32 protein-coding genes and 1 pseudogene are annotated in these 23,600 nt (G+C 58.3%); 2 read left to right on the forward strand and 31 right to left on the reverse strand.

Going from position 1 to position 23,600, the window contains the following annotated elements; genetic code table 11:
- Positions 1-8 precede the first annotated feature (8 nt).
- The 17 genes from V8N38_RS09035 to V8N38_RS09115 form a co-directional block, all read right to left on the reverse strand.
- Positions 9-725 carry a LamG-like jellyroll fold domain-containing protein gene (locus V8N38_RS09035; protein WP_149505987.1) on the reverse strand — a complete coding sequence of 239 codons (717 nt, stop codon included), beginning with the start codon at positions 723-725 and terminating at the stop codon, positions 9-11.
- Complete coding sequence (locus V8N38_RS09040; RefSeq protein WP_244952245.1) at positions 722-2,539, reverse strand: GDSL-type esterase/lipase family protein; 1,818 nt, start codon at positions 2,537-2,539, stop codon at positions 722-724. Before V8N38_RS09040 ends, V8N38_RS09035 begins: the two co-directional genes overlap by 4 nt.
- Positions 2,532-3,143, reverse strand: a complete 612-nt coding sequence (locus V8N38_RS09045; RefSeq protein WP_149505988.1) for a phage tail protein I — start codon at positions 3,141-3,143, stop codon at positions 2,532-2,534. Before V8N38_RS09045 ends, V8N38_RS09040 begins: the two co-directional genes overlap by 8 nt.
- Entirely contained in the window at positions 3,136-4,035 is a 900-nt protein-coding gene (locus V8N38_RS09050) for a baseplate J/gp47 family protein (RefSeq protein ID WP_149505989.1), read from the reverse strand. The genes V8N38_RS09045 and V8N38_RS09050 overlap by 8 nt, the downstream gene beginning before the upstream one ends.
- On the reverse strand, positions 4,022-4,390 hold the full coding sequence (locus V8N38_RS09055; RefSeq protein ID WP_149505990.1) for a GPW/gp25 family protein: 369 nt from the start codon (positions 4,388-4,390) through the stop codon (positions 4,022-4,024). The genes V8N38_RS09050 and V8N38_RS09055 overlap by 14 nt, the downstream gene beginning before the upstream one ends.
- On the reverse strand, positions 4,387-4,971 hold the full coding sequence (locus V8N38_RS09060) for a phage baseplate assembly protein V (protein WP_149505991.1): 585 nt from the start codon (positions 4,969-4,971) through the stop codon (positions 4,387-4,389). The genes V8N38_RS09055 and V8N38_RS09060 overlap by 4 nt, the downstream gene beginning before the upstream one ends.
- The gene (locus V8N38_RS09065; protein WP_149505992.1) at positions 4,971-5,609 is read right to left on the reverse strand and encodes a phage virion morphogenesis protein; all 639 of its coding nucleotides are present in this window, start codon (positions 5,607-5,609) and stop codon (positions 4,971-4,973) included. Before V8N38_RS09065 ends, V8N38_RS09060 begins: the two co-directional genes overlap by 1 nt.
- Complete coding sequence (locus V8N38_RS09070; protein WP_149505993.1) at positions 5,606-6,067, reverse strand: phage tail protein; 462 nt, start codon at positions 6,065-6,067, stop codon at positions 5,606-5,608. Before V8N38_RS09070 ends, V8N38_RS09065 begins: the two co-directional genes overlap by 4 nt.
- Positions 6,064-6,186, reverse strand: coding sequence for a hypothetical protein (locus V8N38_RS09075; RefSeq protein WP_255612211.1), 123 nt, complete (start codon positions 6,184-6,186; stop codon positions 6,064-6,066). Before V8N38_RS09075 ends, V8N38_RS09070 begins: the two co-directional genes overlap by 4 nt.
- 22 nt (positions 6,187-6,208) lie before the next feature.
- Positions 6,209-6,592 (reverse strand): DUF2570 domain-containing protein, encoded by a 384-nt coding sequence (locus V8N38_RS09080; protein ID WP_149505994.1) that lies wholly within the window; start codon positions 6,590-6,592, stop codon positions 6,209-6,211.
- Positions 6,589-7,143, reverse strand: coding sequence for a lysozyme (locus V8N38_RS09085; RefSeq protein WP_149505995.1), 555 nt, complete (start codon positions 7,141-7,143; stop codon positions 6,589-6,591). Before V8N38_RS09085 ends, V8N38_RS09080 begins: the two co-directional genes overlap by 4 nt.
- Entirely contained in the window at positions 7,140-7,421 is a 282-nt protein-coding gene (locus V8N38_RS09090) for a hypothetical protein (protein ID WP_049200211.1), read from the reverse strand. The genes V8N38_RS09085 and V8N38_RS09090 overlap by 4 nt, the downstream gene beginning before the upstream one ends.
- Positions 7,412-7,612: a tail protein X gene (locus V8N38_RS09095; RefSeq protein ID WP_033640714.1), complete on the reverse strand. Its 201-nt coding sequence runs from the start codon at positions 7,610-7,612 to the stop codon at positions 7,412-7,414. Before V8N38_RS09095 ends, V8N38_RS09090 begins: the two co-directional genes overlap by 10 nt.
- On the reverse strand, positions 7,612-8,109 hold the full coding sequence (locus V8N38_RS09100) for a head completion/stabilization protein (RefSeq protein WP_149505996.1): 498 nt from the start codon (positions 8,107-8,109) through the stop codon (positions 7,612-7,614). Before V8N38_RS09100 ends, V8N38_RS09095 begins: the two co-directional genes overlap by 1 nt.
- A 103-nt stretch (positions 8,110-8,212) precedes the next feature.
- Positions 8,213-9,082, reverse strand: a complete 870-nt coding sequence (gene gpM, locus V8N38_RS09105) for a phage terminase small subunit (protein ID WP_149505997.1) — start codon at positions 9,080-9,082, stop codon at positions 8,213-8,215.
- Positions 9,083-9,125: 43 nt separating this feature from the next.
- Positions 9,126-10,172 carry a phage major capsid protein, P2 family gene (locus tag V8N38_RS09110; RefSeq protein ID WP_308375724.1) on the reverse strand — a complete coding sequence of 349 codons (1,047 nt, stop codon included), beginning with the start codon at positions 10,170-10,172 and terminating at the stop codon, positions 9,126-9,128.
- A 39-nt stretch (positions 10,173-10,211) separates the two neighbouring features.
- The gene (locus tag V8N38_RS09115) at positions 10,212-11,045 is read right to left on the reverse strand and encodes a GPO family capsid scaffolding protein (RefSeq protein ID WP_308375726.1); all 834 of its coding nucleotides are present in this window, start codon (positions 11,043-11,045) and stop codon (positions 10,212-10,214) included.
- A 159-nt stretch (positions 11,046-11,204) separates the two neighbouring features.
- Between V8N38_RS09115 and V8N38_RS09120 the strand changes: the two genes are divergently transcribed.
- Positions 11,205-12,926: a terminase large subunit domain-containing protein gene (locus tag V8N38_RS09120; RefSeq protein WP_033640706.1), complete on the forward strand. Its 1,722-nt coding sequence runs from the start codon at positions 11,205-11,207 to the stop codon at positions 12,924-12,926.
- A 1-nt stretch (position 12,927) separates the two neighbouring features.
- Positions 12,928-13,983 (forward strand): phage portal protein, encoded by a 1,056-nt coding sequence (locus V8N38_RS09125; protein WP_149505981.1) that lies wholly within the window; start codon positions 12,928-12,930, stop codon positions 13,981-13,983.
- Positions 13,984-14,816: 833 nt separating this feature from the next.
- On the opposite strand, the gene V8N38_RS09130 is transcribed toward V8N38_RS09125, so the two are convergent.
- From V8N38_RS09130 to V8N38_RS09195, 14 genes and pseudogenes are all read right to left on the reverse strand, one after another.
- Entirely contained in the window at positions 14,817-15,182 is a 366-nt protein-coding gene (locus V8N38_RS09130) for a type II toxin-antitoxin system HicB family antitoxin (RefSeq protein WP_149505980.1), read from the reverse strand.
- Complete coding sequence (locus tag V8N38_RS09135; RefSeq protein ID WP_049197967.1) at positions 15,179-15,454, reverse strand: type II toxin-antitoxin system HicA family toxin; 276 nt, start codon at positions 15,452-15,454, stop codon at positions 15,179-15,181. The genes V8N38_RS09130 and V8N38_RS09135 overlap by 4 nt, the downstream gene beginning before the upstream one ends.
- A 105-nt stretch (positions 15,455-15,559) precedes the next feature.
- A pseudogene (locus V8N38_RS09140) lies at positions 15,560-15,733 on the reverse strand (ClpX C4-type zinc finger protein); the annotation flags it as partial.
- Positions 15,734-15,925: 192 nt separating this feature from the next.
- Complete coding sequence (locus tag V8N38_RS09145) at positions 15,926-16,621, reverse strand: DNA adenine methylase (RefSeq protein WP_149505979.1); 696 nt, start codon at positions 16,619-16,621, stop codon at positions 15,926-15,928.
- A gap of 112 nt (positions 16,622-16,733) precedes the next feature.
- Positions 16,734-19,100, reverse strand: coding sequence for a replication endonuclease (locus tag V8N38_RS09150; RefSeq protein ID WP_308375727.1), 2,367 nt, complete (start codon positions 19,098-19,100; stop codon positions 16,734-16,736).
- Positions 19,097-20,014: a DNA cytosine methyltransferase gene (locus tag V8N38_RS09155; protein ID WP_149505977.1), complete on the reverse strand. Its 918-nt coding sequence runs from the start codon at positions 20,012-20,014 to the stop codon at positions 19,097-19,099. Before V8N38_RS09155 ends, V8N38_RS09150 begins: the two co-directional genes overlap by 4 nt.
- Entirely contained in the window at positions 20,011-20,832 is an 822-nt protein-coding gene (locus V8N38_RS09160; protein ID WP_149505976.1) for a Dam family site-specific DNA-(adenine-N6)-methyltransferase, read from the reverse strand. The genes V8N38_RS09155 and V8N38_RS09160 overlap by 4 nt, the downstream gene beginning before the upstream one ends.
- Positions 20,829-21,677: a 3'-5' exonuclease gene (locus V8N38_RS09165; protein ID WP_149505975.1), complete on the reverse strand. Its 849-nt coding sequence runs from the start codon at positions 21,675-21,677 to the stop codon at positions 20,829-20,831. Before V8N38_RS09165 ends, V8N38_RS09160 begins: the two co-directional genes overlap by 4 nt.
- 161 nt (positions 21,678-21,838) lie before the next feature.
- The gene (locus V8N38_RS09170) at positions 21,839-22,036 is read right to left on the reverse strand and encodes a hypothetical protein (RefSeq protein WP_149505974.1); all 198 of its coding nucleotides are present in this window, start codon (positions 22,034-22,036) and stop codon (positions 21,839-21,841) included.
- 74 nt (positions 22,037-22,110) lie between these two features.
- On the reverse strand, positions 22,111-22,419 hold the full coding sequence (locus tag V8N38_RS09175) for a hypothetical protein (protein WP_060447354.1): 309 nt from the start codon (positions 22,417-22,419) through the stop codon (positions 22,111-22,113).
- Between the two features lie 102 nt (positions 22,420-22,521).
- Positions 22,522-22,785, reverse strand: coding sequence for a hypothetical protein (locus V8N38_RS09180; RefSeq protein ID WP_149505973.1), 264 nt, complete (start codon positions 22,783-22,785; stop codon positions 22,522-22,524).
- On the reverse strand, positions 22,782-23,030 hold the full coding sequence (locus tag V8N38_RS09185; protein ID WP_149505972.1) for a hypothetical protein: 249 nt from the start codon (positions 23,028-23,030) through the stop codon (positions 22,782-22,784). Before V8N38_RS09185 ends, V8N38_RS09180 begins: the two co-directional genes overlap by 4 nt.
- The gene (locus V8N38_RS09190) at positions 23,027-23,236 is read right to left on the reverse strand and encodes a DUF4761 family protein (RefSeq protein WP_060436647.1); all 210 of its coding nucleotides are present in this window, start codon (positions 23,234-23,236) and stop codon (positions 23,027-23,029) included. The genes V8N38_RS09185 and V8N38_RS09190 overlap by 4 nt, the downstream gene beginning before the upstream one ends.
- A gap of 9 nt (positions 23,237-23,245) precedes the next feature.
- Entirely contained in the window at positions 23,246-23,449 is a 204-nt protein-coding gene (locus V8N38_RS09195; protein WP_060436649.1) for a hypothetical protein, read from the reverse strand.
- Positions 23,450-23,600 lie beyond the last annotated feature (151 nt).

Below are 23,600 nucleotides of genomic sequence, written 5' to 3' on the forward strand. Positions count from 1 at the left end.
TTCCACCGTTAGTTAACGAACTCGCCGCGCAAGCTCATGATGGTTTTCAGCATGTCGCGCTTTTCGGCTTGCTCCTCGGCAGTCAAGACGCGGTTATAAACGGCGAATGCGCCCATGATGCCGGGTAATCCCATGTTCTGCTCTGGGCTGGGCGAGCCGTTAAGGATAATCGGCCGGGTCGATTTATTGCGTTTTGTGATCGGTGCTGAACGACGATCGCCGCCGGCGCGGGTGATTGAAGCCTCCGTCTTTGAAACCGTCACGGTAAAGCGCGTCCATCCTCCAACAGCGCCCCCGTTTTCGACCGAGGTCAGTGCCAGGGTTCCCGTTTGGCCGTTGGTCACATCACCGGTTGCAATTTGCAAAATCAGTGCACCGTTTGGCTCGATGCGCAGCTGAATACCTGAGAAGGGTGCGACGCCTGGATAGAAGTTTGAGAACAGGCGGCCGCTGACGTCGGGCTTGTTTATGTTGATGCACAGTGCGAACGTCATTTCGTCCGTCTCAATGATGCCCGTGTCAGCGCCATGCGCGGCGTCAGCAACGGTGATCATGCCGCGCTTGGTAAACTCGTTTTCAGTTACCAGATCGCGTGCGTTGCCGCTGGAGTCATATTTATCCTGCATGCTGTAGGTTGCTACGCTGGCATCGTCATTTAGCAGCATTTCAGGCTCTGCCAATTCCAAATCACCGGCATTAACAACGCCATCACAAATAATAATCATACTGCCTCCCGTTTTAATAAGCCCATCTGTCCGACGCTGATCGTTGCCGCATTGGCCGCGATAATGACGTTTATTTCCGTGACATCTGCGGGGACGATGACGTCATAGCTAAATGTCATGAATCCGTCCGTTGAGTGATTCCACGTCCTGATCCCGGCCAGATTTGTTTTATTGGCGTCATTGGCTTCGAGATAACAGGCCGTTGAATTTTTATCCGTAACGTCGGTCTTCATCCTGAAGCTGAATGTGCGCACCTCGCCCGGTGATACCGTTACCGTCTGCGAGACGCGCGCGATGGTCGTCCCTGTTCCGATGACGGTAAGCACATTGCCGATAACGGCGGGATCTGTCGAAATAGCGATACTGCCGGTCATCACCACCCAGCCGACCGGCGCGCCGGCGGCGTTATCCAGAAACAGGGGGTTAACGATGGCGTTTGGCCCGTCCTGGGTCGCGGGATTGGCAATCGCCAGCTGTGGGTAGATCGGCATGGTGTAGGGTTCCAGCGCCGACGCCAGCGCTTTACCCATGTGATAAGCGCCCAGCGCGACCGGGTGAGAGGGATCCGGCTGGCCGTTCTCCAGCACGCCGTTATAGCCTTCTTTCCAGCCGTCAGTTGCCGGGTCAACGGTGGCGGCTCGCATATCTACGAACGGGTAGCCCTGCTGGCTGGCATAAGCCCGCAAAAACGCATTGATGGCGTTCTCGCGGCTTTTAAGCGCCGGGTCGCTATTATTTTGTGCCGCCATGCTGCATACGACCGGAATAATCCCGTTCTTCCTGAATTCGGTCAGGATGTATTTGACATTACTGGTGATTACAGCAATCGAGAATTTAAAACTGCCGTCGCTGTTTTTCTGGATCACATCATTACGACCGCCGAGAAACGTAATAAAGCGCGGCTTCTTTGCAATGGCGGGTTTGAGGTGATCGCGGATCATGTCCGCAGTGGTATAACCGCCGGTCGCCCACTGGCCGACGTATTTTATCCTGCCATTACTGAACAGTGACGCCCACATCTGCCAGGAGCGCGCGTTATACGTCCAGCCGCGGGGCTTGCCCGCGTCGGCGGGATTGCGGCCGTTGTCGGATATCGAATCCCCGAACCCGCCCAGGGTGTTCTGCAACAGCCCAATATGCGTTTCTAACGGTATGCCGCGATATTCAAGTGTGCCGGCGCCATCATCACGCACGGCCAGCAGGCGCTTGCCGCCCGTGACCAGATTAAACAGATACCCAGGACGGGCGCGGCGCAATGCCGACGGCCCGATAATCAGCTCGCGTAAGATATTCATGTAGTCGGAGAAGGTTTTACCGGGCATCTCTTTTTCACTGTTCTCATTTATCGAGAACATGCTCGCCCCTTGGCGACTGACAAAATCGACCGGCTTTCTTGTGCGCGGCATGGTCAGCAAGCCCCGCGTGCGCTTGTCGGTTGTTGACGCCAGCAGCTCGACCGCTTCAACGAATGCCGCAGTGACAATTTTCTTGCCGGTCGGGGTGGCGATGCCGTTCACATTCTCGTATTGCTCAACCCAATAATTGGTAATGGGGGAGTTAACAGAGAACAGCCGACGGGTTTCGGTGCCGGCGTTGATCGCCGCCTGCGCCTCGTCGACACTGTCGTAAATCTTGGCATCGCTCATCACGGACGTGTTGAGTTTATCCACGTCGTTTTTGAGTGATGCAGTGCGGTTTGCTAACTGCCGAGCCTGGATATTCGCCACACCATTTCGCCCGCCGGAGACGTCATCACCGCGCTTGATTTGGTAGATCGATTCTTCCCACTTCGCTTCCTCTTGTAAGTCAGCCATTTGATTCCCCGGAGTAATGGTATCCGCTGCCGAAACGCGGAATGCCGTTGTATTTAACGCTGTCGTCCGGCTCGTAGTCGGCCGGGTAAACAGTGACGATATCGCCGTCATGTACCGTGACGGCGGAATAGATAAAACCGCTAACCTTTGTCGCGATGTTCATTTGCGCAAGGTGTCGGCTGACCGGCTTGGCATCCGCCACCAGGCGATTTAATTCGGCCAGCGTTTTTTCAGTTAGTCCGACTTCGTTGACGTCGACCTCAAGCCGAAAGGTGCCCGGCCGATCGCCGGTGTCGAACCATTCGGCAAAGGTGGCCGAAAACCCCATGCTCTCAATCACCCGCCGCACCGCGGCGCGGGTGCCCTTGCGGCGGTGCTGCCAGTAGGATTGCTGGATCGCCGCTATCTTTTTCTCTGCCGGCCAGTTCTTGTCCCAGCGGTCGACCGATAGCGCCCAGGCGAGATATGGCAACAACTCAACCGGGCAGGCAGTCGGCGTCCACAGCGTGCGCAGCGCGACGGTGATCGCCGACAACCGTGCAGTGACCGTTTCGGTGTGGCGCATCCAGGCGCCGGCGGACGGGGGGAGCAGGGTGTTATTCATCCGTCCCGCCGTTCTCTACTGCATAGCCAATGTTGCGTGCGGCTTGCGTGTCGGAGATCTGCAGGTCAGTTGCCGGCGAACGCAGCACCACACGTTGCACCCCCTGCACATGCAGTGAGGCGGAGATCGCCGACCTGGCAACGTCACGCCCGATCTTCTTGTCGTTGTCGGCCAAAAAGCCACGCAGCGACGCCATGGCGGCGTTGATGATGGGCTCCGACTCCGGCCCCGGATACAGGAACAGCTCGGCATCAATCGAATAGTCGACGATATCCGCGCTGCGAACTGTCACGCGGTCGCCCAGCGGTCTGACTTCTTCATCGTTAACCGCGGCCGTCACGGCGGCCAGCAGTTCGGGCGAGGCGGTGCCGTCACCATCGGTCGACAGAATGGCGATCACCACCTCCGCCGGCGCCGGGCTGGTTGCCCTTGCGTCGGCAACCTTGCCGCTGGCGCTGCGGGCAAAATATTCATACGCCGCCGACGGGCCGGCCACGCTCATGCCCTCGAACGCGGATTGCGCGCGCAGGCGCAGGGCTTCGTCACTCTCCATTACTGCGTCGGACGTGTCCGTCTCCGGGGTGATCGTCAGGCGTTCGGTGTCGAGGTTGGCGGCCAAGTTGTCCAGGTCGGTGCCTTCGGCGTGGCTCAGCATGCAGGCGGCAGCCCCCTCGTTGATTCGCCTGCGCAACAGCAATTCGCGGTAGGCCATCGCCTGGGCGATCACGTTGAGCGGCTCGGACTCCAGCGACAGGGCGGCGGCAACCGATGCCTGCTGGTCAGCAGGAAATGCGGCAATCATCACCGCCTTGACGTCAACGAGGATCGTCTCGAAGTCGAGCGGCTCGATGATCTGCGGCGATGGCAACTGCGACAGGTCAATCGTTGGCATCGTTGTGGCTCCTTAACTCAATCGTCCCGGTGCTTTTCTCCATGCTTTCCGTCAGCATGCCGGACATCTCGGCCGTGACGGCGCCGGTGGGTGAATAGCTGATGTTGATGGTGTCCAGCGCAAGACGCGGCTCCCATGCCGCCAGCGCGATCACGGTCGCGCTCATGAGCTGCAGGCGGGTGACGTCGTTCTGCGGGCTGTCGAGCAAATCGGGCACAAGCGAGCCGTAATTACGGCGCATGATGCGCGAACCGATGGGCGTCAGCAGAATGTCATTGGCTGACTGCCAGACGTGATCCGCATCGGTCAGCGTGCCGGTGCCGCTGTTATTCATGCCGCGGTACTTCTCGCTCATCGGGTGCCCTCCGTCCAGTCGCCACCGCGCTGCACGCCGCCGTGGCCGTGATTGTCGACCTTCACGCCGTTCGACACGAAGGCGCCGCCGGTGTGATTGAAATCACCGTGCATCTCGCCGCCTTCGCTGACGTCGAATTGCCGGGTCTTCAGCAGGTTGGTGCATTCGACGACGGGCGAATCCAGGATCACTTTGACCTCGGCCGTTAATTTGGCTGTTTTGATGCCGCTGACTTCCAGCGCGCCGGCGTCGGCGTCATAACGGAATTTGGCGCCGTCCGGGGCGGTGATCACCATCTCGTTACGCGAGCCGCCGGGGGCGGGGTGATCGTTGCTGTACAGGCTGCCGCCGATAATGGCCGTATCCGGGTTGCCGCCGATGCACACCAGCCAGACCTGCTCGCCGATGGATGGCGGCATCCAGATGTTGAATGCGCCGGCGCGCTGCGCATTCCAGCGCAACCAGGTGCAATCCAGCTCGCCGCTGGCAACGCGCACGCGCCAGGCGTCTTCGTCGATTTCAGTGACCACGCCGATGCGGATCACGTTTTCCAGCAGGCGAATGAGTTCGGCCGCGTCCACTATTTCACTCCCAGCGAGTCAATGACCGAACGGGCGATCGCCATGCGGTCGGCTTTGGTGATCCCCAGCACCTCGCGGCGTGGGTAGGACGCCATCGCGCCGGACTTGTTCACCCTGTCGCGCAGGCCGTACTGGTGCGTGCGCGCAATACGGCCCGCAACGCCGGTAAAACCGACGGTGGCGCCGCCGGCATCGGCGCGCGCCTTCAGGAAGCGCGCGGTGCGCAACCGGCGAAACATCGGATCGGTCTTGGTGGTGTCCTTGCGCGTCTGGCTGAAGTTGATATCGAGGTAATGCTCGATATCCTCGCGATAGAAGGAGCGGACGGCGCCGCGGCCTTCATCGAAACCGGTCAGCATGCGGCCGCGGCTGCTCTTGGTTGCCCGCCAGTTTTTCAGGCGACGGGTTTCGCCGTTCCAGATAAAGCCAATCCCGGCCTGCGAGCGCAGCACCTTGCGGCGGCGCCTCTCGAATTTTGAGCCGTCCGGGTTTTCCTGGCGTGCAATGCGCCGCGACTGGCTCTGGCGCAGCATGCGGCCGACCTCGCGCGCGGTGCGTATACGCCCGGCGGGAGACATACCGCCGAGAATATCGGCGAACACCTGATCCAGTTCATGAAATAGCGCGGTATCGGTCATGGCACCAGCTCCCCGCCACTATCAGGATCGAACACGATTTGCCAGTCGCCGCCGTTGATGCGGGGCTTGTCTTCCGCAAGGTGCTGCGCGACGGGCTTGCCGTTCTCGATAGTGACCATCACGCGTTCCCATACCGGCACCTTCAGCAGAATGTCGGCGCTGTCGTCGCTCACGATATCGGCGTCAAACTCAATCTTTTTGTTGCTGTCCGGGTTCAGCAGCAGGTCGGGCTGGTTCTCCCAAATCCACGCCAGCAGCGGCAGCATGAGGTCATCCAGTTGACCGGAAAAGTCCATTGCCAGCACCTGGATCGGGTACACGTACATGAACGAGCTTTCGCCGGTGGCCTGGATCTCGATATGGCCTTTTTCCACCCATACCGTGAACAGTTCAGGATTGGCCTTGCACCAGTCGCAGTCCGCGATCAGCGCGTCGCGCAGCAGTTCGGCTTTTTTCACTTCATCCCCCGGGCGATACGCCGTAGTTCGAGTTCTCGTATGGCCGCCTTGTCGGCGTTGCAGGTGTCCAGCGCATCCAGCAGCCGATCCGCCCAGGGCGCCAGGCTGCCGTAAGTCATCGGTGACGGTGCTGCAGGTACATCAGTGTTTGCCGTCAGGCTGGCCGGCAAAGGCTCCTGAATAATCTGCGGCGCGGACTTCCGCGGCGCGTTTTTGCAGGCTGTCAGCGACAGCAGCAGGCACAGGAGTAACGGCACACGTTTCGCCGTCCAGCGCAGTCTTGATGGTTTCACGTCGTTGCTCTCCATTGGTGCCGCGCTTCTCGCTCAGCTTCTTCATTCCGGCCTCAATCTCGCCGACGTCGGCACGCAGGGCGCGCACTTCGGCCAGCACATCCCCGGTTTGCTTGACGGCGCGCTCGGCAATATCGCGGCGCTGTTCGGCCAGTTCCCGCTGATGCTTCTGCCATCCCATCCCGGCCAGCGCCGTCAGAAACAGCAGGATCAATACTGCGGCCGCTTTCATTCGGCGCCCCTGAGTGCCGGGTCAGACAGGCACCAGGCTTTGAACTCTTCGCGGCGGTTAACCAGCCCTTGCAGGCGTTTGCCGTCGGAGTTCACAAAGTCGGTCAGGCGCTGGCATACGCCGGGCCAGTTGCCCCCCTGCGCGTATTTCCACAGCGTGGTGCGCTGCTTTTTGCCCTGGCGATCGGTGAACCAACTGATCCCGGTGCAACCCACGTTGAAACTGACGTCAGTCAGCGCTTCAAACACGAATTGCGGGGCGGCGGCACCGTTAAAGTTGCTGTTGATACACTTTTCCGCGCGTACCAGGTCGTTTACCCAACGCTCGGCGATCTCCGTTTCCGAGTACTGCCGATCCTCGACGCGGGTCGTTGAGCCCATGCCGATGGTCAGCACCCCGGCGGGGCAGTAGTAGGGCGTCTTGCGGCAGTCCTCATACTTCGCCATTTTTAACTGTGCCGCCTGGCTGGTGCGAACCTTCTCGGGCCAAAGGGCACCGGCCAGCGCCACAATGGCGGCCACGCTGCAGGCGATAACGCTTTTTCGTCTCACCGGTGGCCCCCTTTCAACTCGCTGATAAGCGCCTTCACATCCTGCCGGTTCTCGGCATCGCTGCGCACCGCGTCAACCAGCTGCGCCAGCAGGGCGTTGGTGGTCGCCTGGCTGCGCGCTACCCGGCGGCGGTGGATTTCGCCCAGCGCCGCGGCGATAAGGCCGATCACCAGCCCGCCTGTCGCCAGCCATTCGCGCTGCGTCATCATGCCGATGCCCATCAGCACGGTGGAATAGGAGTAGATCACCCAGCTCCAGAGGCGGTCGATTACGTCCATAGCTGCACCGTCTCCTGTTGGGTTGAACGTTCGATTTCCGGCAGCTCGACCACCTGGCCGGCAGTCAAAAATATCTGTTCGGCGATCCCAGGATTGGCGGCCAACACGATTTCGGTCACGCCTTGCGTGGTGCCGTAGTGTCGCTGGCACAGCAGATCCAGCGTGTCGCCCTGCATTGCTTGCACCTTCACTAAAATGCCTCCGCAAAATTGCGCACTTCGTCGCGAATATCGGCGATAGCCCAGCGGGCATCCCGCCACAGATCTGCCGCCTGCAGCGTCAACCCGGCGGCGCGTTTCTCGCCGGCGTCGCCGGTGGTGTCGACGTCGCGATAGTTTTCGATCAGCAGCGCGCGTGTGATGCTGAATACCGCGCGGCGGTAGCGGTGGATCTTCACGCTCACGTCGTTGATTTGGCGGGCTGGCACGGTCTCCAGCGACGTGAAGCCGGCCTTCAGTTGGCTCGCTTGCCAGCCCGTCAGTTGGTCGATCACATGGCCTGTCGCCTCAATCGCGGCCTGTTTTAAGCGGGTAGTGGTCACCGCGCCGGTGATGCGCATCTCAAGGCGCACGTCTTTGAGCGCAATCGCGGGCCAGAAGGGGCCGGCGGTGATGGTCTCGCCGCCATCGTCGGTATCTGGCACATCGTCAGCGGCGGGGGTGACGGTACGCCCGGCAACAAGGCTCATGGCCCAATCTCCTCAAAAGGTGGCGGTGAGCGGACGGGGAAAAGCACACGCGAAGCGCTGCAGATCTCCGCCCGCGCCGCCAGCGCACGGGGCGCAAGTCGTTTTATTCGGTGGCGTCCTGCTTGGTTTTCTTACCGGCGCCCTTGCCGGCGGGTTTTTTAGCGGCTGATGGCTTACGCGCGGTGCTGCTGCGCTGCCGGCGCTGGGTGGCCGGTACAGTCGTTTTTGATGCTGCTGCAGCGTCGGTCGTTGCCGCGGTGCCGGATGTGTCGGCATCGTTATCGCCTGCGCCGTCGGTAGTCTGGCTGGCCTTCTTGACCTGGCGTGCCAGGCTCTCGATCGCTTTTTTCACGCCGGCGTTGGCGTCCAGTTTCAGCGCCTGGCGCAGCAGTTCCAGCGCCTTCGCCTGGGCGGAATCATCGCCACCGCGCAAGGCAAAGCCGCGCACCTTGAACAGTTTGGCGAGCACGACGTCAGGCATATCCTTGCCATCGACGATTTGCGCGAGCTCGTCCAGCACCTGCAGGTGTGCGGTCAAATCGGTACTCTCGTCGGCCTTGACCTGTACAAGAATGGGATCGCAAAGCTCTTCCACGAGTGCCGTCGCGGCCGTGCGGCGGAACTGGTCAGGCATCGCGAGGTTGTGCTCGATGACATAGCGGCCGATACGCACCGCGAGCGGATAATCGCCGGCGTCAATCGCCCAGATCATCAGGGTGACGATGACCTCGTCCTGCCGGCCGCTGTTGCCGTCGAGCGTGCCTTCGATCCAGCCTTCATAGTGCGGAAGCAGCTGCTTTTTCATCTCCGCTTTCGCCTGGTCGGACTGCACGCGTTTGAGTGCACTCTGATCCATGCGCAGGCGGTGAAGGATTTGTTCATGTGCGGTGCGGGCGGCTTCTGTGAACTCCTCGGTCTTACCGTGGCGTTCCGCCATCACGCGCTGAAAATGTCGTTGTGCCGGTGTCAGCATTGTCCTGTCCCCAAAGGGGGCGGGCAGGTGCCCGCCCGGGTGATTAACCGCCGTTCTCAGGCTGCGCGAAGGTGATGCCGTCGATAAAGGCGACGTTGCCGTAGTCCTCGACCACGAAGTCATCGTTCGACGACTGGTAAGTCGCGACGCGGTTGTACTCCGGCTCTTCCTTGATGCTGCGGCGCAGGCTCCCGCGCTGGTAGTACACCGACAGGTTTTTAAACGGCGTGATCAGGATGCCGTTCACCGGGAAGTACGGCGCGATGAAGGTCGGCATGTTCCCGACGCGCTCCTGCGCAACAATGAGCTGACCGGCCAACATTTCGGTGTTCGGGTTGGTCTGGCTCATGGCGTTGATCGCCGGGAAATTGCTACTGGTCAGCAGGTCACCGGCCAGGATCACCACGTTATCCGGGTTACGCTTGTGCCATTCTTCCATCAGGCTGTTTTTGGCGTCATAAACTGCTGACGTCAGGTTGCCGTAGGTGCCTTTGGCGATGATCTTGTTGTCGTCATCACGAGCCGTCACGGTCACACCGGAAATCATGCGGTGTGGGGCTTCTGTGCGAATTTTTTCCAGCCAGCCGATGCCGCAGTCCTGCAACAGCGGGTTAGCGGCGCGGTTGGATGGATCGGCATAGTTTGTGCCGTTGAAGCCGATCATGATGCGGTCAAGCGACATCTGGCGTGCCATTGCTTTGCTGATTAGAGGCTGGAAATCAGGCTGATGCGCCCAGATATCCAACTGCTCGTAACGCAGGCTGTAGTCATAGTTGACCTTGCGGCAGGTGTAGTTGAACGGCTCCATTTTGCTGTTATCGGCCGGGTTGCGGCGCGTGGTGGTGCTGTTGTTCACACCGGCCAGCGGGGCGTTGCTGCCGATCAGTACTTTCTGGCCGATCTGTTGGGTCACGCCGAAGACGTTAATCTTGCTCAGGAAAGAGTCGCTTTCCTGCGCGGCGGCTTCCAGCTTCTGCTGCACCGTCGGATCGACAGCGAATTTTGCCGCGACGGCGGCCGGCGATACGCGGTTTAGCTGGGCCTGCCGGCTGATGTACTGGTCGAACAGCTCGCGGGTAATGTTTTCCATGTTCGTTTCTCTTGTAGTGAATATCGGTCAGGCGCTGGCTTAGTAGTCAGCCAACTGCGCGTTACCACCACCGCCGGCCGGCGGGCGACGGCTGAAGTTGCCGTCCGTGGTTTCAACCTTCTGCTGCATCGCAGCCAGGTCAGCGGTCAACTTCGCGATGGCCTGCGTGTTGCTGGCGCTTTCCTGCGCGGTGGCGCTGAACTGGTCGGTTAAATCGGCCTGCGACTGCGCCACGGCCTCTACCGCCTGATGCACCTGGCTGAAGCGTTCATCGTCGGTTTTCTTGCCCTTGCCGAGGATGCCCATGACGCGGGAGAACCACTCGTTGCCGGTGGTTGAGCGCGACTGGTCTGCCTGCATCAACTCAGCTTCGAAAGCGGCGGTGAACATCGTCGGCTCGGCATCTGCGGTGTTGAACCGCATGATCTCCCCGCGCTTCTCGGCGGCGAATTTCAGCTTGTCAGTGCCCAGACTGGCCGGGGTGTCGGTCATCGCCAGACCGACCAGGTACGGGCCGTTGGTCAGTGAAAACTTTGGATGGATCTCGACGCTGGAATAAATCTTCTTCCCGTCGTCGGTCATGGTCTTCATGCGTGCCGTAGGCTCGATCTCTGCGTACAACGCAGCTTCGCCAGTCAGCGGGCCGTCGGAAATGTCTTCGGCGGATAGGGCCATCACGTCACCCATGGCGCAGAAGGTGCTGTCAGGGAACGGGGAAAGGTAGTGCTCGATATTGACGCGGGCGCCATACACCGCCGGGTTATACGACGCCGCCATCGCATGGATCTGATCGCGGGTGACCTGACGGCCGTCGATAGTGACGCCGGAGGTCATAACGCGGAATTTCTTACGGGTGCTCGTTGTGCTTGCCATGTCTGCTTGCTCACGATTCTGTTGAGTTCCCGGTGATGATGGCAGGGCGCCCGGCCCCGTCTCAACGCGTTGTTGTTGTCGGAGAACGGCGACAGCCGGCACCGCGAGAAAGCCCCCGCGCGCGCGGGTTAACCTCCCCGGCAGGACATGGGGGAGACAATGACGGTTCAGGAAACATTCACTAGGCACCGCGCACGACAGCTTTACTGGCAGGGCTACCCGCCGGCGGAAATCGCGCGCCTGATGGGTATCAATCAGAACACGGTTTACGCCTGGAAGAAGCGCGACGAATGGGATGAAACGCCACCGATCCAGCGCGTCACCACCTCGATTGATGCGCGCCTGGTGCAGCTGACCGGCAAGGACAAGAAGAGCGGCGGCGACTTCAAGGAAATCGACCTGCTGACGCGCCAGCTGAAGAAGCTGGACAACGGCACGCCGGCCACCCAGCCGAAAAAGAAGGTGCGCAAGAAGCAAAACTTCTTCTCTGAGTCGCAGATCGCGCAGCTGCGGCAGAACATCCTGGGGTCGCTGCACTGGCACCAGCAAGGCTGGTATGACAATCACCACCACCGCAACCGGATGATCCTGAAGAGTCGCCAGGTGGGGGCGACCTGGTATTTTGCACGCGAGGCGCTGATACGCGCGTTATCTGACGATGTGAAGTACAAGCACCAGCTCAACCAGATCTTTCTGTCGGCCAGCCGCCGGCAGGCGTACCAGTTCCGCAGCTTCATTCGTTCCGCCGCGGCGGAGGTCGACGTCGAGCTGAAGGGCGGCGACATGATCCAGCTTTTCAACGGCGCCGAGCTGCACTTCCTCGGCACGTCTGCAGCGACGGCGCAGTCCTACACCGGCAACCTGTTCTTTGACGAGTTTTTCTGGGTGGGCCAGTTCGCCAACCTGAAAAAAGTCGCCGGCGCCATGGCGACGCTGAAAGGGCTGACGCGTACCTACTTCTCCACGCCATCGGCGGAAAGCCATGAAGCGTACCCGTTTTGGACAGGGGAGGCGTTCAACAAGGGGCGCGCCAGCAGTAGTCGCGTGGAGTTCGACACGTCCTGGAAGACGCTGAACAGCGGGCTGATGTGCCCTGACAAGATCTGGCGCCAGATCGTCACGTTGCAGGACGCCATCGATCACGGCTGGGATTTGACAGATATCGATGAAATCCGCGACGAGAACAGCCCGGAGGAATACGACAACCTCTACGGCTGCCAGTTTATCCGCAACGGTGAATCGGCCTTTGACTACAACATGCTGCTGACCTGCGGCGCCGATGGTTATGACGACTGGCTCGACTGGAAACCCTACGCCATGCGGCCGCTGGCCGATCGGCCTGTCTGGATTGGTTACGACCCGAACGGCGCCAGCGGGAAAGGTGACAGCGGGGCGATCTCCGTCAACGCCGTGCCGCTGGTCGCCGGCGGCAAATTCCGCACCATCGAGACGCAGCGCATCCGCGGCATGGAGTTCGAGGCGCAGGCCAATCTGATCATTGGCATGCTGGATCGCTACAACGTGCAGCATATCGGCATTGACGGGCAGGGGATTGGTGAGGCGGTCTGGCAGTTGGTGAAGAAGAAGTTCCCGGCGGCGGTCTGCTACCAGTTCAACCCGGCCAGCAAGCGCATGCTGGTATTGAAGATGCAGCAGCTGGTTCGCGGCGGTCGCTGGGAGTTCGACCGCGGGGAGCGTGACCTGATCACGGCATTCAGCGCGGTGCGCAAAGTGGTAACGCCTGGCGGGGTGATCACCTATGACACCGACCGCAGCCGCGGCGTCAGCCATGGCGACCTTGCCTGGGCGACGATGCTGGCCATTATCAACGAGCCGCTGGGACAAGATGGCGGCAGCACAATGACGGTTATGGAGTATTAACGTGAGCAAACGAAAATCACCGCGGCAGCGCCAGCAGCCCGCCGCAGACACGCAGCTTGATCTGGCGACCGAGCTGCAAAAACTCCCTGGCCTGAGTACCTTCTCATTCGACGGCCCCTGGCCGGTCAGCTCGTCCTACGATCTGCTCGACTCGATGTACTGCGCCGACAACGGCCGCTACTACGACACGCCGATCAGCTGGTACGGGCTGGCGCGTCAGTTCGGCCACGCCAGCTGGCACCAGTCGGCGCTGATATTCAAACGTAACGTGCTGGCCGGTTGCTTCATCCCGCACAAGCTGCTGTCGCGCCAGGCGTTCTCGGCCTTCGCCATGGATTGGGTGGTGTTCGGCAATGCCTATCTGGAGCTGCGCCGCAACGTGTTAGGCGGGCCGCTGGCACTGCACAACACGCTGGCGAAGTACACCCGCCGCGGCTCTGACCTGGACACCTACTGGTTTATCCAGGCGGGGTTTGATGATTATCAGTTTCCTACCGGCGCCGTCTGCCACGTGATCAACCCGGACATTCACCAGGAGATCTACGGCATGCCGGAATACTTCGCGGGCCTGCTGTCCGCGAACCTTTCGCACTCGGCCGACACGTTCCGCAAGCTGTACTACGACAACGGCAGCCATGCCGGCTGCATCGTCTACGTCAACAGCGCCATCGCCGATCAGGAGAGCCTCGACAAGCTCAAGAAGACGCTGACCGACACGCGCCGCGGCGGGGCATTCAAAAACATCCTGCTGCACGCGCCGAACGGCGGTAAGGACTCAGTGCAGATCCTGCCGTTCAGCCAGATCTCGGCCAAGGATGAATTCCTGGGCGTCAAGTCCGCCACGCGTGACGATATCCTCGCCGCGCACCGCGTGCCGCCGCAGCTGATGGGCGCCATGCCGGAAGGTAACGGCACCTTCGGCGACGTGGAGAAGGCGGCGCGGGTGTTCGCAATCAACGAGCTGACGCCCATCATGGAAGCCATGAAGCACGTCAACGACTGGATGGGGGAGGAGGTGATCCGCTTCAACCCGTATGCACTGCTCGATGTAGAGTAACCCCCGCGCTGCAGCACGGCCGCCGCTGTCTATGGCGGCCATCCCCCGACAAGTAGCCCCATCACGCGCCACGCCCATCACTTCGAACCGTTCCCCACCGCCAGCCGCGCTATGCGGGCCGCTGGCGCGTTAACGCCTGTTCATCACCTCATTAGCACCACGACGGCGAGAGCCTCACAGCGGCCCATTCAGGCAACACACGACCCCCTTCCCATACCCCAAAGCGCGCGCTTACTCCCCCGCCTCGCCTGCGCGCCTCACACCCTCTTTTTTGTGCAAGATCCAAAGTAGATCGAACCTGCGCCAGTACTGGCGCAGGTTCGCAATGGGGTAGATCGAATTATTGTGCAAAATTGTGCGCAATTTTGCAGTTAACTGGATTAAAAAAAGACCGCCAATTGTGTTATCGATTAACACTATTGGCGGTCTTTATTCTATTTTCACTGTTGCCTAAACCAGTTCCACTCAGCATGGAGCCAAATGACAATCATCACGCAGCTTGATATGAACATAATATCAGGCCATTTAGTGAATCCTGTCGAGACTGAGGCAACGGATATTACGCCGGCTAAACGTGTAAACCATCTGCTGTGTATCATAATTTAAAAATTTCATTCCATGTATTGAAAAGCTCATTGTTAATGAGCTTTGTCCTATAGCTTCTTCTCTAGCATCCTGTAAACGTTAACATGCCAAGTTAGATGAGTGAATTCAAATGCACATTTTCCGATTTACTTTTGCTTTGTTGGTCATATTTGGCCACTTACTGTTACTTTTTTGTCACTTCAAATAGCTGACGCTCAGGGACGAGCATACGCTGCATAATTCAAAACTCATGCATGTTTCATGCGTTCATTGAGGGTTTCAACGATGAAAGCATTGACCGAAACCTCATGTTCTGCCGCGGCCTGATTCAGCCGTTCGCCGAACGATTCTGGGTAGCGCAAGGTGAACGTCTTGATTTTCTCCTGGCGCGCGTATGGCTCGATGCCGGCGGTGCTGCAATCGTCCAGATATTCGCGTAAAGAGATCTCGCCCTCTTTTTTAAGCCCCTGGATGCTGTCGGAAACGAAATCGCAGTAACCGGACAGGCCGAGGAATTTACCGCGAAATGCGCCCAGCTCTGGCACAAAGCTGATTACCGCCGGTTGCCCGGCGATCTCCATGGTGTTTGGGGTTGCTGCTGTTGTCTTCGTCATGGCTTAACTCCTATGCTTTCCAGCCATTCGCGGAGGTTGACCACCGCGCCTTTGTCCGTGTCCGGCGATGGGTGGGGGCGGTGAAAGTTGGCGATGCTGCCATTAAGCAGGAACTTGCAACGTGAACCGCGGCCCTCTTTGACTTCGCCACCCAGCGCCTTTATCAGTGATTCCACATCTGACCATTTTATCCCAGAGAGAACAGGTGTTTTAAATATCTGTTCTAACGTGTTTTTTTGCCGCTTCCTTAACGCTGAAACTTGTTCTTTCATGTCGCAGTCCGTGAAGTCACTTTATGAAGTCACTTTATGAAGTCATTTTGATGGTTTGATAATGTGAAGTCAAGTTGTGAAGTCACTTTATTAGCTTGTTCTAAAATCACTGATGATATCCTCGCAAAGATCGACACATTCATTGCAGATGTATACCCGCGGGCCAGCTATCATCCTGTTAACTTGATGATTACTCTTTCCACAAAAGCTGCAAAAGTACTCTTTGATTTCACCGGTTTCTGATGGTGCAGGGGATTGGCGTTGCTCTTTTTCTCCCATTCCTTCAAATAGTTCGTGATTTTTCCTCACGATGCGGGCACACCCAACTAATTCATCTGCGGTGATGTTCGCGGTCAGCATGACGTTTTGTAGGCGGCTGGTGATACCGGCCATCTTTTTGGCGTGGTCGCTGTGATGATCTGGTTCTGGAATGTGGTGACGATGTAGTTCATGTGGCATAAATCCCCCTTATTACGGTTCTTGATGCGTTTCTAATAATGCGGCCATGATCGCTGCGCGCTCGGCAGCAGGCAGGGCGCTGTAGTTTCGTGCCCAGCGTTCCGCCTTACGCTTGATTCGTTGGCGATCGATGTAGTTCGCGCCGGCAAAGGCGTGGCTGTAGGCGTTCCCTTCGGCAAAGTTCATCCATAGCTGCTCGGTGCGCGGGCCGCCGCGAGTCATCACTTGAAATTGGATGCTACGCCAGTCGCCGAGCAACTCGTCATAGAGCGCGGACGGATAGCCGGAGATCATGACGTTGGCGGGCACGGTACGCAGCACGTCGATCAGGCGGCGGTGATCGTCGACGGTATACTCGTGACGATACCGCGCGCGGCTGGTTCGGGTTTCAGGAAGGTAAGGCGGGTCGACGTAGATCAGCGTACGTCCGTATTTTTCAAAAGGAACGGCGCGCAGCAGCTTAACCGCGTCGCCGATCTCAATCATAAGACGATCGGCCTGTTCATCCAGATAGTCCGGGTTTCCCTGGCAAAATGCTTCAACGGTTTCCGGATCGATATCCCATCCGATCGTGCGGGCCGCCGGCGGTTTACGCAGCATAATGGCGCCGCCGCCGAGGTGCGTTTCGATGTAGGTGTCGTGTGGCGGCATCTGGCTAATGATCGCTTGATAAGCGCCGCTCGCCGCCTTGCTCCCCAAATATCCCATTGTCGGTACCCCATAGTTGTAAATGACGGTGCTGCAGCGCAGCTGTTTTTGTCTATGTCGCTTATGGCCAGAACAGATAAATGCGTCTATGACTGCCGGCCAACATCGCCGTTTATGGCTGTGCTCGATGCTTTTTCAGTTCAAACACTCGGCTCATGATGGCGCTGCGTTTTTCCGCGTAGCTCGCCGGCGCCTCGCGGATGGTTCCATCGGCGCCAGCCCGCCAGCGCTTGCCGTTCAGCGACAACTCATCACCGCCGGCCAGCTTTTTCGCTTCCAGCTCGGTCAGTTCCAGGCCGATCGAAGCCGCGAAATCGGTTAGCCGCTCGAGATGCTGCGACGATTTTTCGGCACGTTGGTGCTGCGCGGGCTGCTTGCTTCGCGTTTTTTTCGCTTCTGCTATCAGGTATTCGTTGAAGGCCCGCCGTTCTCGGCGCGTCATCCCCTCAAAATCGCCCCTAGGCGGCCAGCTGGCACAGCCATTTGCATCTATATCAGGGGGCAAAAGGCCGGAATTACTGCCCTGTCTGTCTTCCTCCTGCTGCGTCCCGCGTACAGTTATTGACAGAACTCCGAGGGGCGGCGCTGCCGCCTGAAGGTCAATGGCCAAACCCGGATCGGCGCTGGCCGGGACAATCTTGTAGGTGTTCAGGCGGGTGTAAATCATCGGCTGCGTCCTGGCGAACGGCGAGTAAACGCCGGCGATCTTGCTGATGTCGTCGCCGTAATCGTTGCCGTTCTCGGTGATGTCGTAGCCGATGCGCACGCGGATGTGACGACGCTCGACTAACGGGCCGCCCTGGGCGTCGGTATACCCGGCCCAGTCGCCGGCATCTGCCGCGATGTGCGCAGGCGAGATCTCCGGGTGTAGGAACAAGTCGCGATCACGCAGTCGGCGCAGCTCGCGGTATACCGTGACCGGGGCGCCGCCAATCTGTTGAAACTGACGAATACGCCAGCGCGACGCCCAGGCGTTGACGCGTTTGGCGATATCCTTCAACAGTTCACCCGTATCATGATCGCGCTCGCCGTCCAGCGCGTACCCGTCGATATTTTTCGAGATGTATTTCGCGATGTAGCCCGTGGCGGAACCGAATTGCTCATCCATTGGCTTTACCTTAAAACGGTATTCGGCGGCGCCAGGCTCATCGCCATCTACCTGCAGCGCGTAGCGACGGAATATGTCGCGTGCCTTTTCGATGTGCTCCGGCTTGAGAAACAGCAACAAATGCCAGTGCGGGGTTTCGTCGTGGTGCGGCTCGGTGACACGGAAGCCGAACACGCGAATGCCGGCGCGCTTCCATGATGCGCGCACCTTTGACCATACCTTGCACAGATAGCGCTGGGTTTCGCGCGGGCTGGCGCCGCGGTATTTGTTATTGCGGCGTCCGGTCTTGCTTTGCATCGCGTGGTACTTCGACGGCGCCGTCAGGGTGTAAAACTCGCCAGCAAGATCGCGGGCCTTCGCCAAATCTTCAAAGCCGCGCATGCGGTTCATTAGCTCGGCGCGGCGCACTGCCGGATTGGCGACGCTGCCGTCCACCTTATCGACCAGCGAAACGCGTTCGCCGGTGTCCACGTCTTCTAGTTCCCGGGACTTCAAAAACTCGCGGTTGGCTTTCTTCTGGGCATGCCATTCTTTCAGGCATGGATCGCTGCAGTATGGTGTCGCCTTATCGCTGACGTAGCCCGCGGCGATCATGAGGTGCTCGCGCCACTGGTCATGGAGGCGGCGTAAACGACGCAACCACCATGCCGGTGATTCGAGGCGCGCGACGGCGCGCGTTGCATCTTCCGTGCTCAACTGACCGCTGCAATATTGCTGCCAGCCCGGAGCGAACATATTCAGATGCTGGGTTAAGTAGCCGATGCGGCCATAGGCATAGATCACGGCAAAGGCCAGATCGTCAGCTGCGGCGGCCCAGTAATCGCAGAGGCGAACAAACTCGCCCGTCATGCAGTCGGCCAGCCTGTGCGCCAGGCGCTTGAGGTCTTTTTTCCCGCTGTACGGGATGCGGAAGAAATCATCGCGGAAGGCGATCAGCGCCGGCGGCACCTGGCCGATCTGGTACTGTTCGTTGACTGCATCGATGCGCGGCAGGACGTGGCGCTCAAAGGTATTGACCAGCCAGCCGTTGGCGGCCTTCATTCCTTTGCCTTGCTCGAGGCTGTTCAGGCGCTGGGTGTAATAACGTCGGACATACTGGGGAAGAGCGGCCAGCCGCCGGCGCAGGCGACGCGGCGCGGGATCGGCAACGCGGGATTGACCGGCGATATCGAACAGGGGAACGCGCACCGGCTCGCCGGCGTGATTGGTGGCACCGAATAACTGGATCGATGCCGGTTCGTCGGCGCGTTCGGTGACGATGGCATCGCGCTTGGCGTTCCATGAGTACGCGTATTCAAAAGCAACCGCGCCGCTGCCCGGATAGGGTAGCGGCGGGGAAGGTTGGCGCCGTCCGCGTGGTGCCTCACTCACGCTTGTGCTTCCAGCGCAGTGATAATTTCACACATGGCTTTTGGTGGAACGGCGTTACCTCCCATGTGAACGCACAGTTTGTGCGACGACGGCTTGATGTAGTCCTCCGGGAATGTCATCGCCAGCATGTTTTCGTCTCTGGTCAAAATGCGCATGCGGTCTCCGTCGACAACTGCCCAGCGATCACGCGTGGTGATCGTGCCAATCGGACGGGAAAGAGAGCGGCCTGTTTTTGTGTTGCCGTAGTAGCTAAAAAGGAACCGATCGCCGAATTGTGCGCGGCCATTTTTAACGCGCTCCAGCGTTGCAACTGCGCGCCCCGGCTTTTCAATCGGTTGCCATTTGCCGGCGTCGAAGTCGATAAAGGTGCTGGCTGGCACATGCGGCATTTTGGGTAATGTGAGGAACAGCGGATTTTTGCTGCGGGTGCAGATAATGAACAGTCGCACGCGGTTTTGAGGAACGCCGAGATCGGCACAATCCACGATATGCGGTGCGAGTGAATAGCCGAGCGCCTGCATCGCCGCTTCCCATGCTGGGTATAGCCCCCACTGGAGGAACTCCGGCACGTTTTCGATGATGATTTTCGGCATTCTGTGGTACTCGGCAGCAGATACCACCGCCCACGCAGTGGAGCGGCTGGCGTCGTGCTGCGGGTTACCAGCCTTCTTACCGCGTGCCTTGCTGTGACCCTGGCAGCACGGTGAGGCCATCATCAGATCGTGCTTAGGCATCTGCGACCAGTCAGCCTGGTGCAGGTCTTGGCAAACGTGGATTGCGCCAGGATGATTCGCTTGATGGGCTTCGACGGCGGCGGGCCAGTGGTTTCCAGCCCAAACCACCTTGGCGCCAGCCATTTCAGCACCAGTGGATGAACCACCCAGGCCAGCGAAGAGATCACTTACCTTAATCATGCTGTAGCCCTCATAGTTGCGATGATCTCGCCAGCGTCTGCGCGGCTGGCAGCTTTGGCGCTGACGGAGCGGCGGGCGGTGATCGAGGTGATAGCGAAATCGGCGTACAGTGCTTTTGCTGCGTCCGTCTCGCTGTTCGAGGCCACGACGTGGCGGCCCAGCTTGGCGGCGATACGAAGCATGCGAGCCAGCTTGCTCTGCTGCTCGTTGGTAAAGCCGTCAGTGTGATAACTGGTAAAGTTGGCGGATGCGCTGGCTGGAATGTACGGCGGATCGCAATAAATCACATCGCCGGCCTGGGCCATCCTGATCGCCTCGGGGAAGCTGCAGCACAGGAAAATGGCTTTCTTGGCCTGCGCCTTTTCCGCGAAGGCTCTGATCTCGTCTTCTGGGAAGTAGGGCGCTTTTCGATGACCGAACGGCACATTAAACTCGCCGCGCAGGTTGTAGCGGCAAACACCATTGAAGCCGTGGCGGTTCAGGTAAAGAAACTGCGCCGCACGGTAAATGAAATTGCTGTCACAGCGCAGATTGAAGTCAGCGCGCACGCCGTAATAGCCCTCCTGATCTGGGTGTGCGTTGAACAGATGGCGCGCTTCGCGGATCAGCACCTCGGGATGGTTTTTGGCGACGTTGTGGAAGTTGATCAGATCGCTGTTGATATCGCACAGCAGATAGCTGTCATAGTCGGTATTGAGAAAAACCGCGCCGGAGCCGACGAACGGCTCAACCAGGCGCTTACCTTCCGGCAGGTGCTGGCGCAGCGTGTCGATAATGCGGGCTTTGCTGCCGAGCCACTTCAGCGCCGTGCGGTTCATGCGTCACCGCCTGCAAAAACGACATCAGCTACAGCGAAACCCTTCAGTTCATTACCATCATAAATTGCTGCTATCACTTCAGGGGAAATCAGCGCATTGATGACGCCAATCATGCCGATGATATAGGTGCTGTCGCAGATACCTACCGTTGCCGCTGTCTTTTTGGCGAAATATTCAGAGCACTTAACGCGATTATCAACCAGAGCTGTGATCGCATCTGGGTCTACCTGAAATAACCCGTTAAGGATATCGACAGCTTTTTGTGCCGTTAATCCGTGCGATGCGCGGCGAACACCTCCGGCTGCCATTGCCTCAATCACGCCGAGAGTTGTCAGGCAGTCAGAAAGGGCGCGATGCGGCGTTCCTTCGATAATGACACCCTGCTGTTCGGCGGCGGCTGTCAGCTTTTGCCACTTGTACCCGCCACGGTCGCTTTTCTGGCCGTAAAACTCGGCGTATTCATGCATGGCACATACGATCTGTGGCATTACGCTAATTTTCGGCGTTACCTTCCAGATGCGATCTGTCTGTTCAAGCAAGCGGAGATCATATTCAGCATTGTAAATCGCAATCGTTTTTCCACTGATTAAGCTGCACAGCTGAGGGTTGACCTCCGGCCATGTTGGGGCATCTTTTACCATTTCATCAGTGATTCCATGGATTGCGGTAGCTTCTGCCGGAATAGGTTTTGATGGCTTGACCAGCGTGTTCAGCAGTACCTTGCCAGTGGCGTCAATTACGGCTATCTCGATGATCTCGGCTTTATCATCGAGGCCCGTGGTTTCTGTATCCAAAACCAGGCAATTTCTATTTAAACATTGCTGTGCTTGCTGTTGTGGTGTCATGGTATATCTCCGATTCAATTAATCGTAATTACGTAATTCAGGTGGAACGGATGCCGCGCGATTAAAGGCGCGGCAGAATTTGCAATAGCGGTAGGCAACCCAGCCAACCAACCCAAATGCGACAACCGCCCAAATGGCGGCGAGAGTGAAGCAGAAAGCCATCATTGAGGCTTCTCCACTTTGGGTGCGTCGGTAGACCGGCGGATATTGATCCAGTTCTTCAACGTGTTTAATACTTGGTCGCGGGTGAAGTTATCCGCAGCCAGTCGGTCAAGTTTGCTTTCCAACAGCTCAAGCAGTTGCAGCCGCTCAGAGCGGCGGGCATTCATAAACGCTTTGTGTAATTCGTCGTCTTGCATATCCCCCTCCTGATTTCTGGGTGTAAGAAACCCGCCACCATGAAGGCGGCATTATTTTTAACAACGCGGTTTAATTAATCGCAGTCAGTAATGTTTATTAATGACGGGATATCGCGATTTAACTTTTGTAGAAGTTTTATTCCTCGGAAGACGGCTCGCCTTTCTGCGTAACTCATTTCCTCGAACTTCATTTCGATGTGTTGAGCCGTTAACTTTATGCGGCTATCAATATTACCTAATGTGCAAATGGCTTTTTTTTCACTCGCCATCAGCTTGTTATAAAAACAGGCAGTGTGATTTTTGTTTTTAGCGCGCGCCAGTAATGACTTGGCGTTATTGACGAAACGCTCACCGGATTTTATTTGCTCAACTGTCATGCTCATAAAAGCCTCACACTGTTGCCTATCTGGGAGCGCATCCCGTGACGCCAATCACCCACCGTTAAAGGTTGAGATGCGCTCTCAGATAGGGCCGGGTGTACCCGGCTAAGCTGAAATTTCAGGTTGCGGAATATCGCCGTTGTTGCAGCGCATGATCAAGTGATCGATAACGGCGGCGGCCGGGCCATCGCCAGCAGCCTCTGCCGTACTCAACAGGCCAGTCAGGCCGATGCACAGGCGGAAGGCGTAATCGTTCAGTGATACCTGGCGAACCTCTGGCGCCACAGCGGAAGCGCTGTGCAGATTGGTCGCTTTGGTGTGGTACTGCAGCAGCAGCGTGTTGATCAGAATGCGGTAAGGCTGTTTCATGCTGGTGTGTCCTCTGAAAATGTCGCCGGCTTTTTGCCGTAGCACTGCCAATACTTCGCGGCGTTCTCGATAACGATGCTCGCAGCAGGGTGGCCGGCATAGCGCGCGGCGTCTGCGATACGTCCGAGATTGAGCACAGCATTCGCCGATTCTCCGACCGCGCGCGCTGGTTTCATGTACTGCATGCGCTTGTCGTATTGAGCGATCACGGCGTTTGCTGCGTCGTAGAATGGGTTGCCGCTCATGCTGGCCTCTTACCGTTGATCATCTTGTCCACGGTGCGCATGGCTTCCGCCAGCGCGAAATCACGACCGAAGTAATCCCCGTTGCTAACCAGCTGGTAGGCCGTGCGATTCGTTTCGCTATGGCGCGGGCACTTCTGAATCGTGAACCCGCGATAAACGAAAGTATGTTTCGATAGCTGTATCAATGCTTTGTTTTGCGCGTCCATATTGGGATCTCAGCTGTTGTCGATGGCATCTTTCAACATGGCGACGAGATTGACCTCAACCTTGTCCTTTGCCTTATTTTTCGGGCGGATGATTATCCTTCCGTCACGAACCATACGGCGGCAGGTGGCCAACGGGATTTGAACCATTTCGGCATAGCGTTCGAGCGAGACGTAGCCGGTTGGTACAGATATGTTGATAGTTACGTTTCCCATACCACGCCTCATTCAGCTGTGAATGACTCAAGCCCGCGAAGAAAGATCAGGCGCGCCATGCTTGAACTGGATCGGCTTTCGCGTGTGGCGATTGCCTCGAGTTCGGCGCGCTCATCCTCCGACAAGCGCATAGGAATTGGATTTTTTGCAG

Source organism: Serratia nevei (assembly GCF_037948395.1).
In the GTDB taxonomy this organism is placed as follows: domain Bacteria; phylum Pseudomonadota; class Gammaproteobacteria; order Enterobacterales; family Enterobacteriaceae; genus Serratia; species Serratia nevei.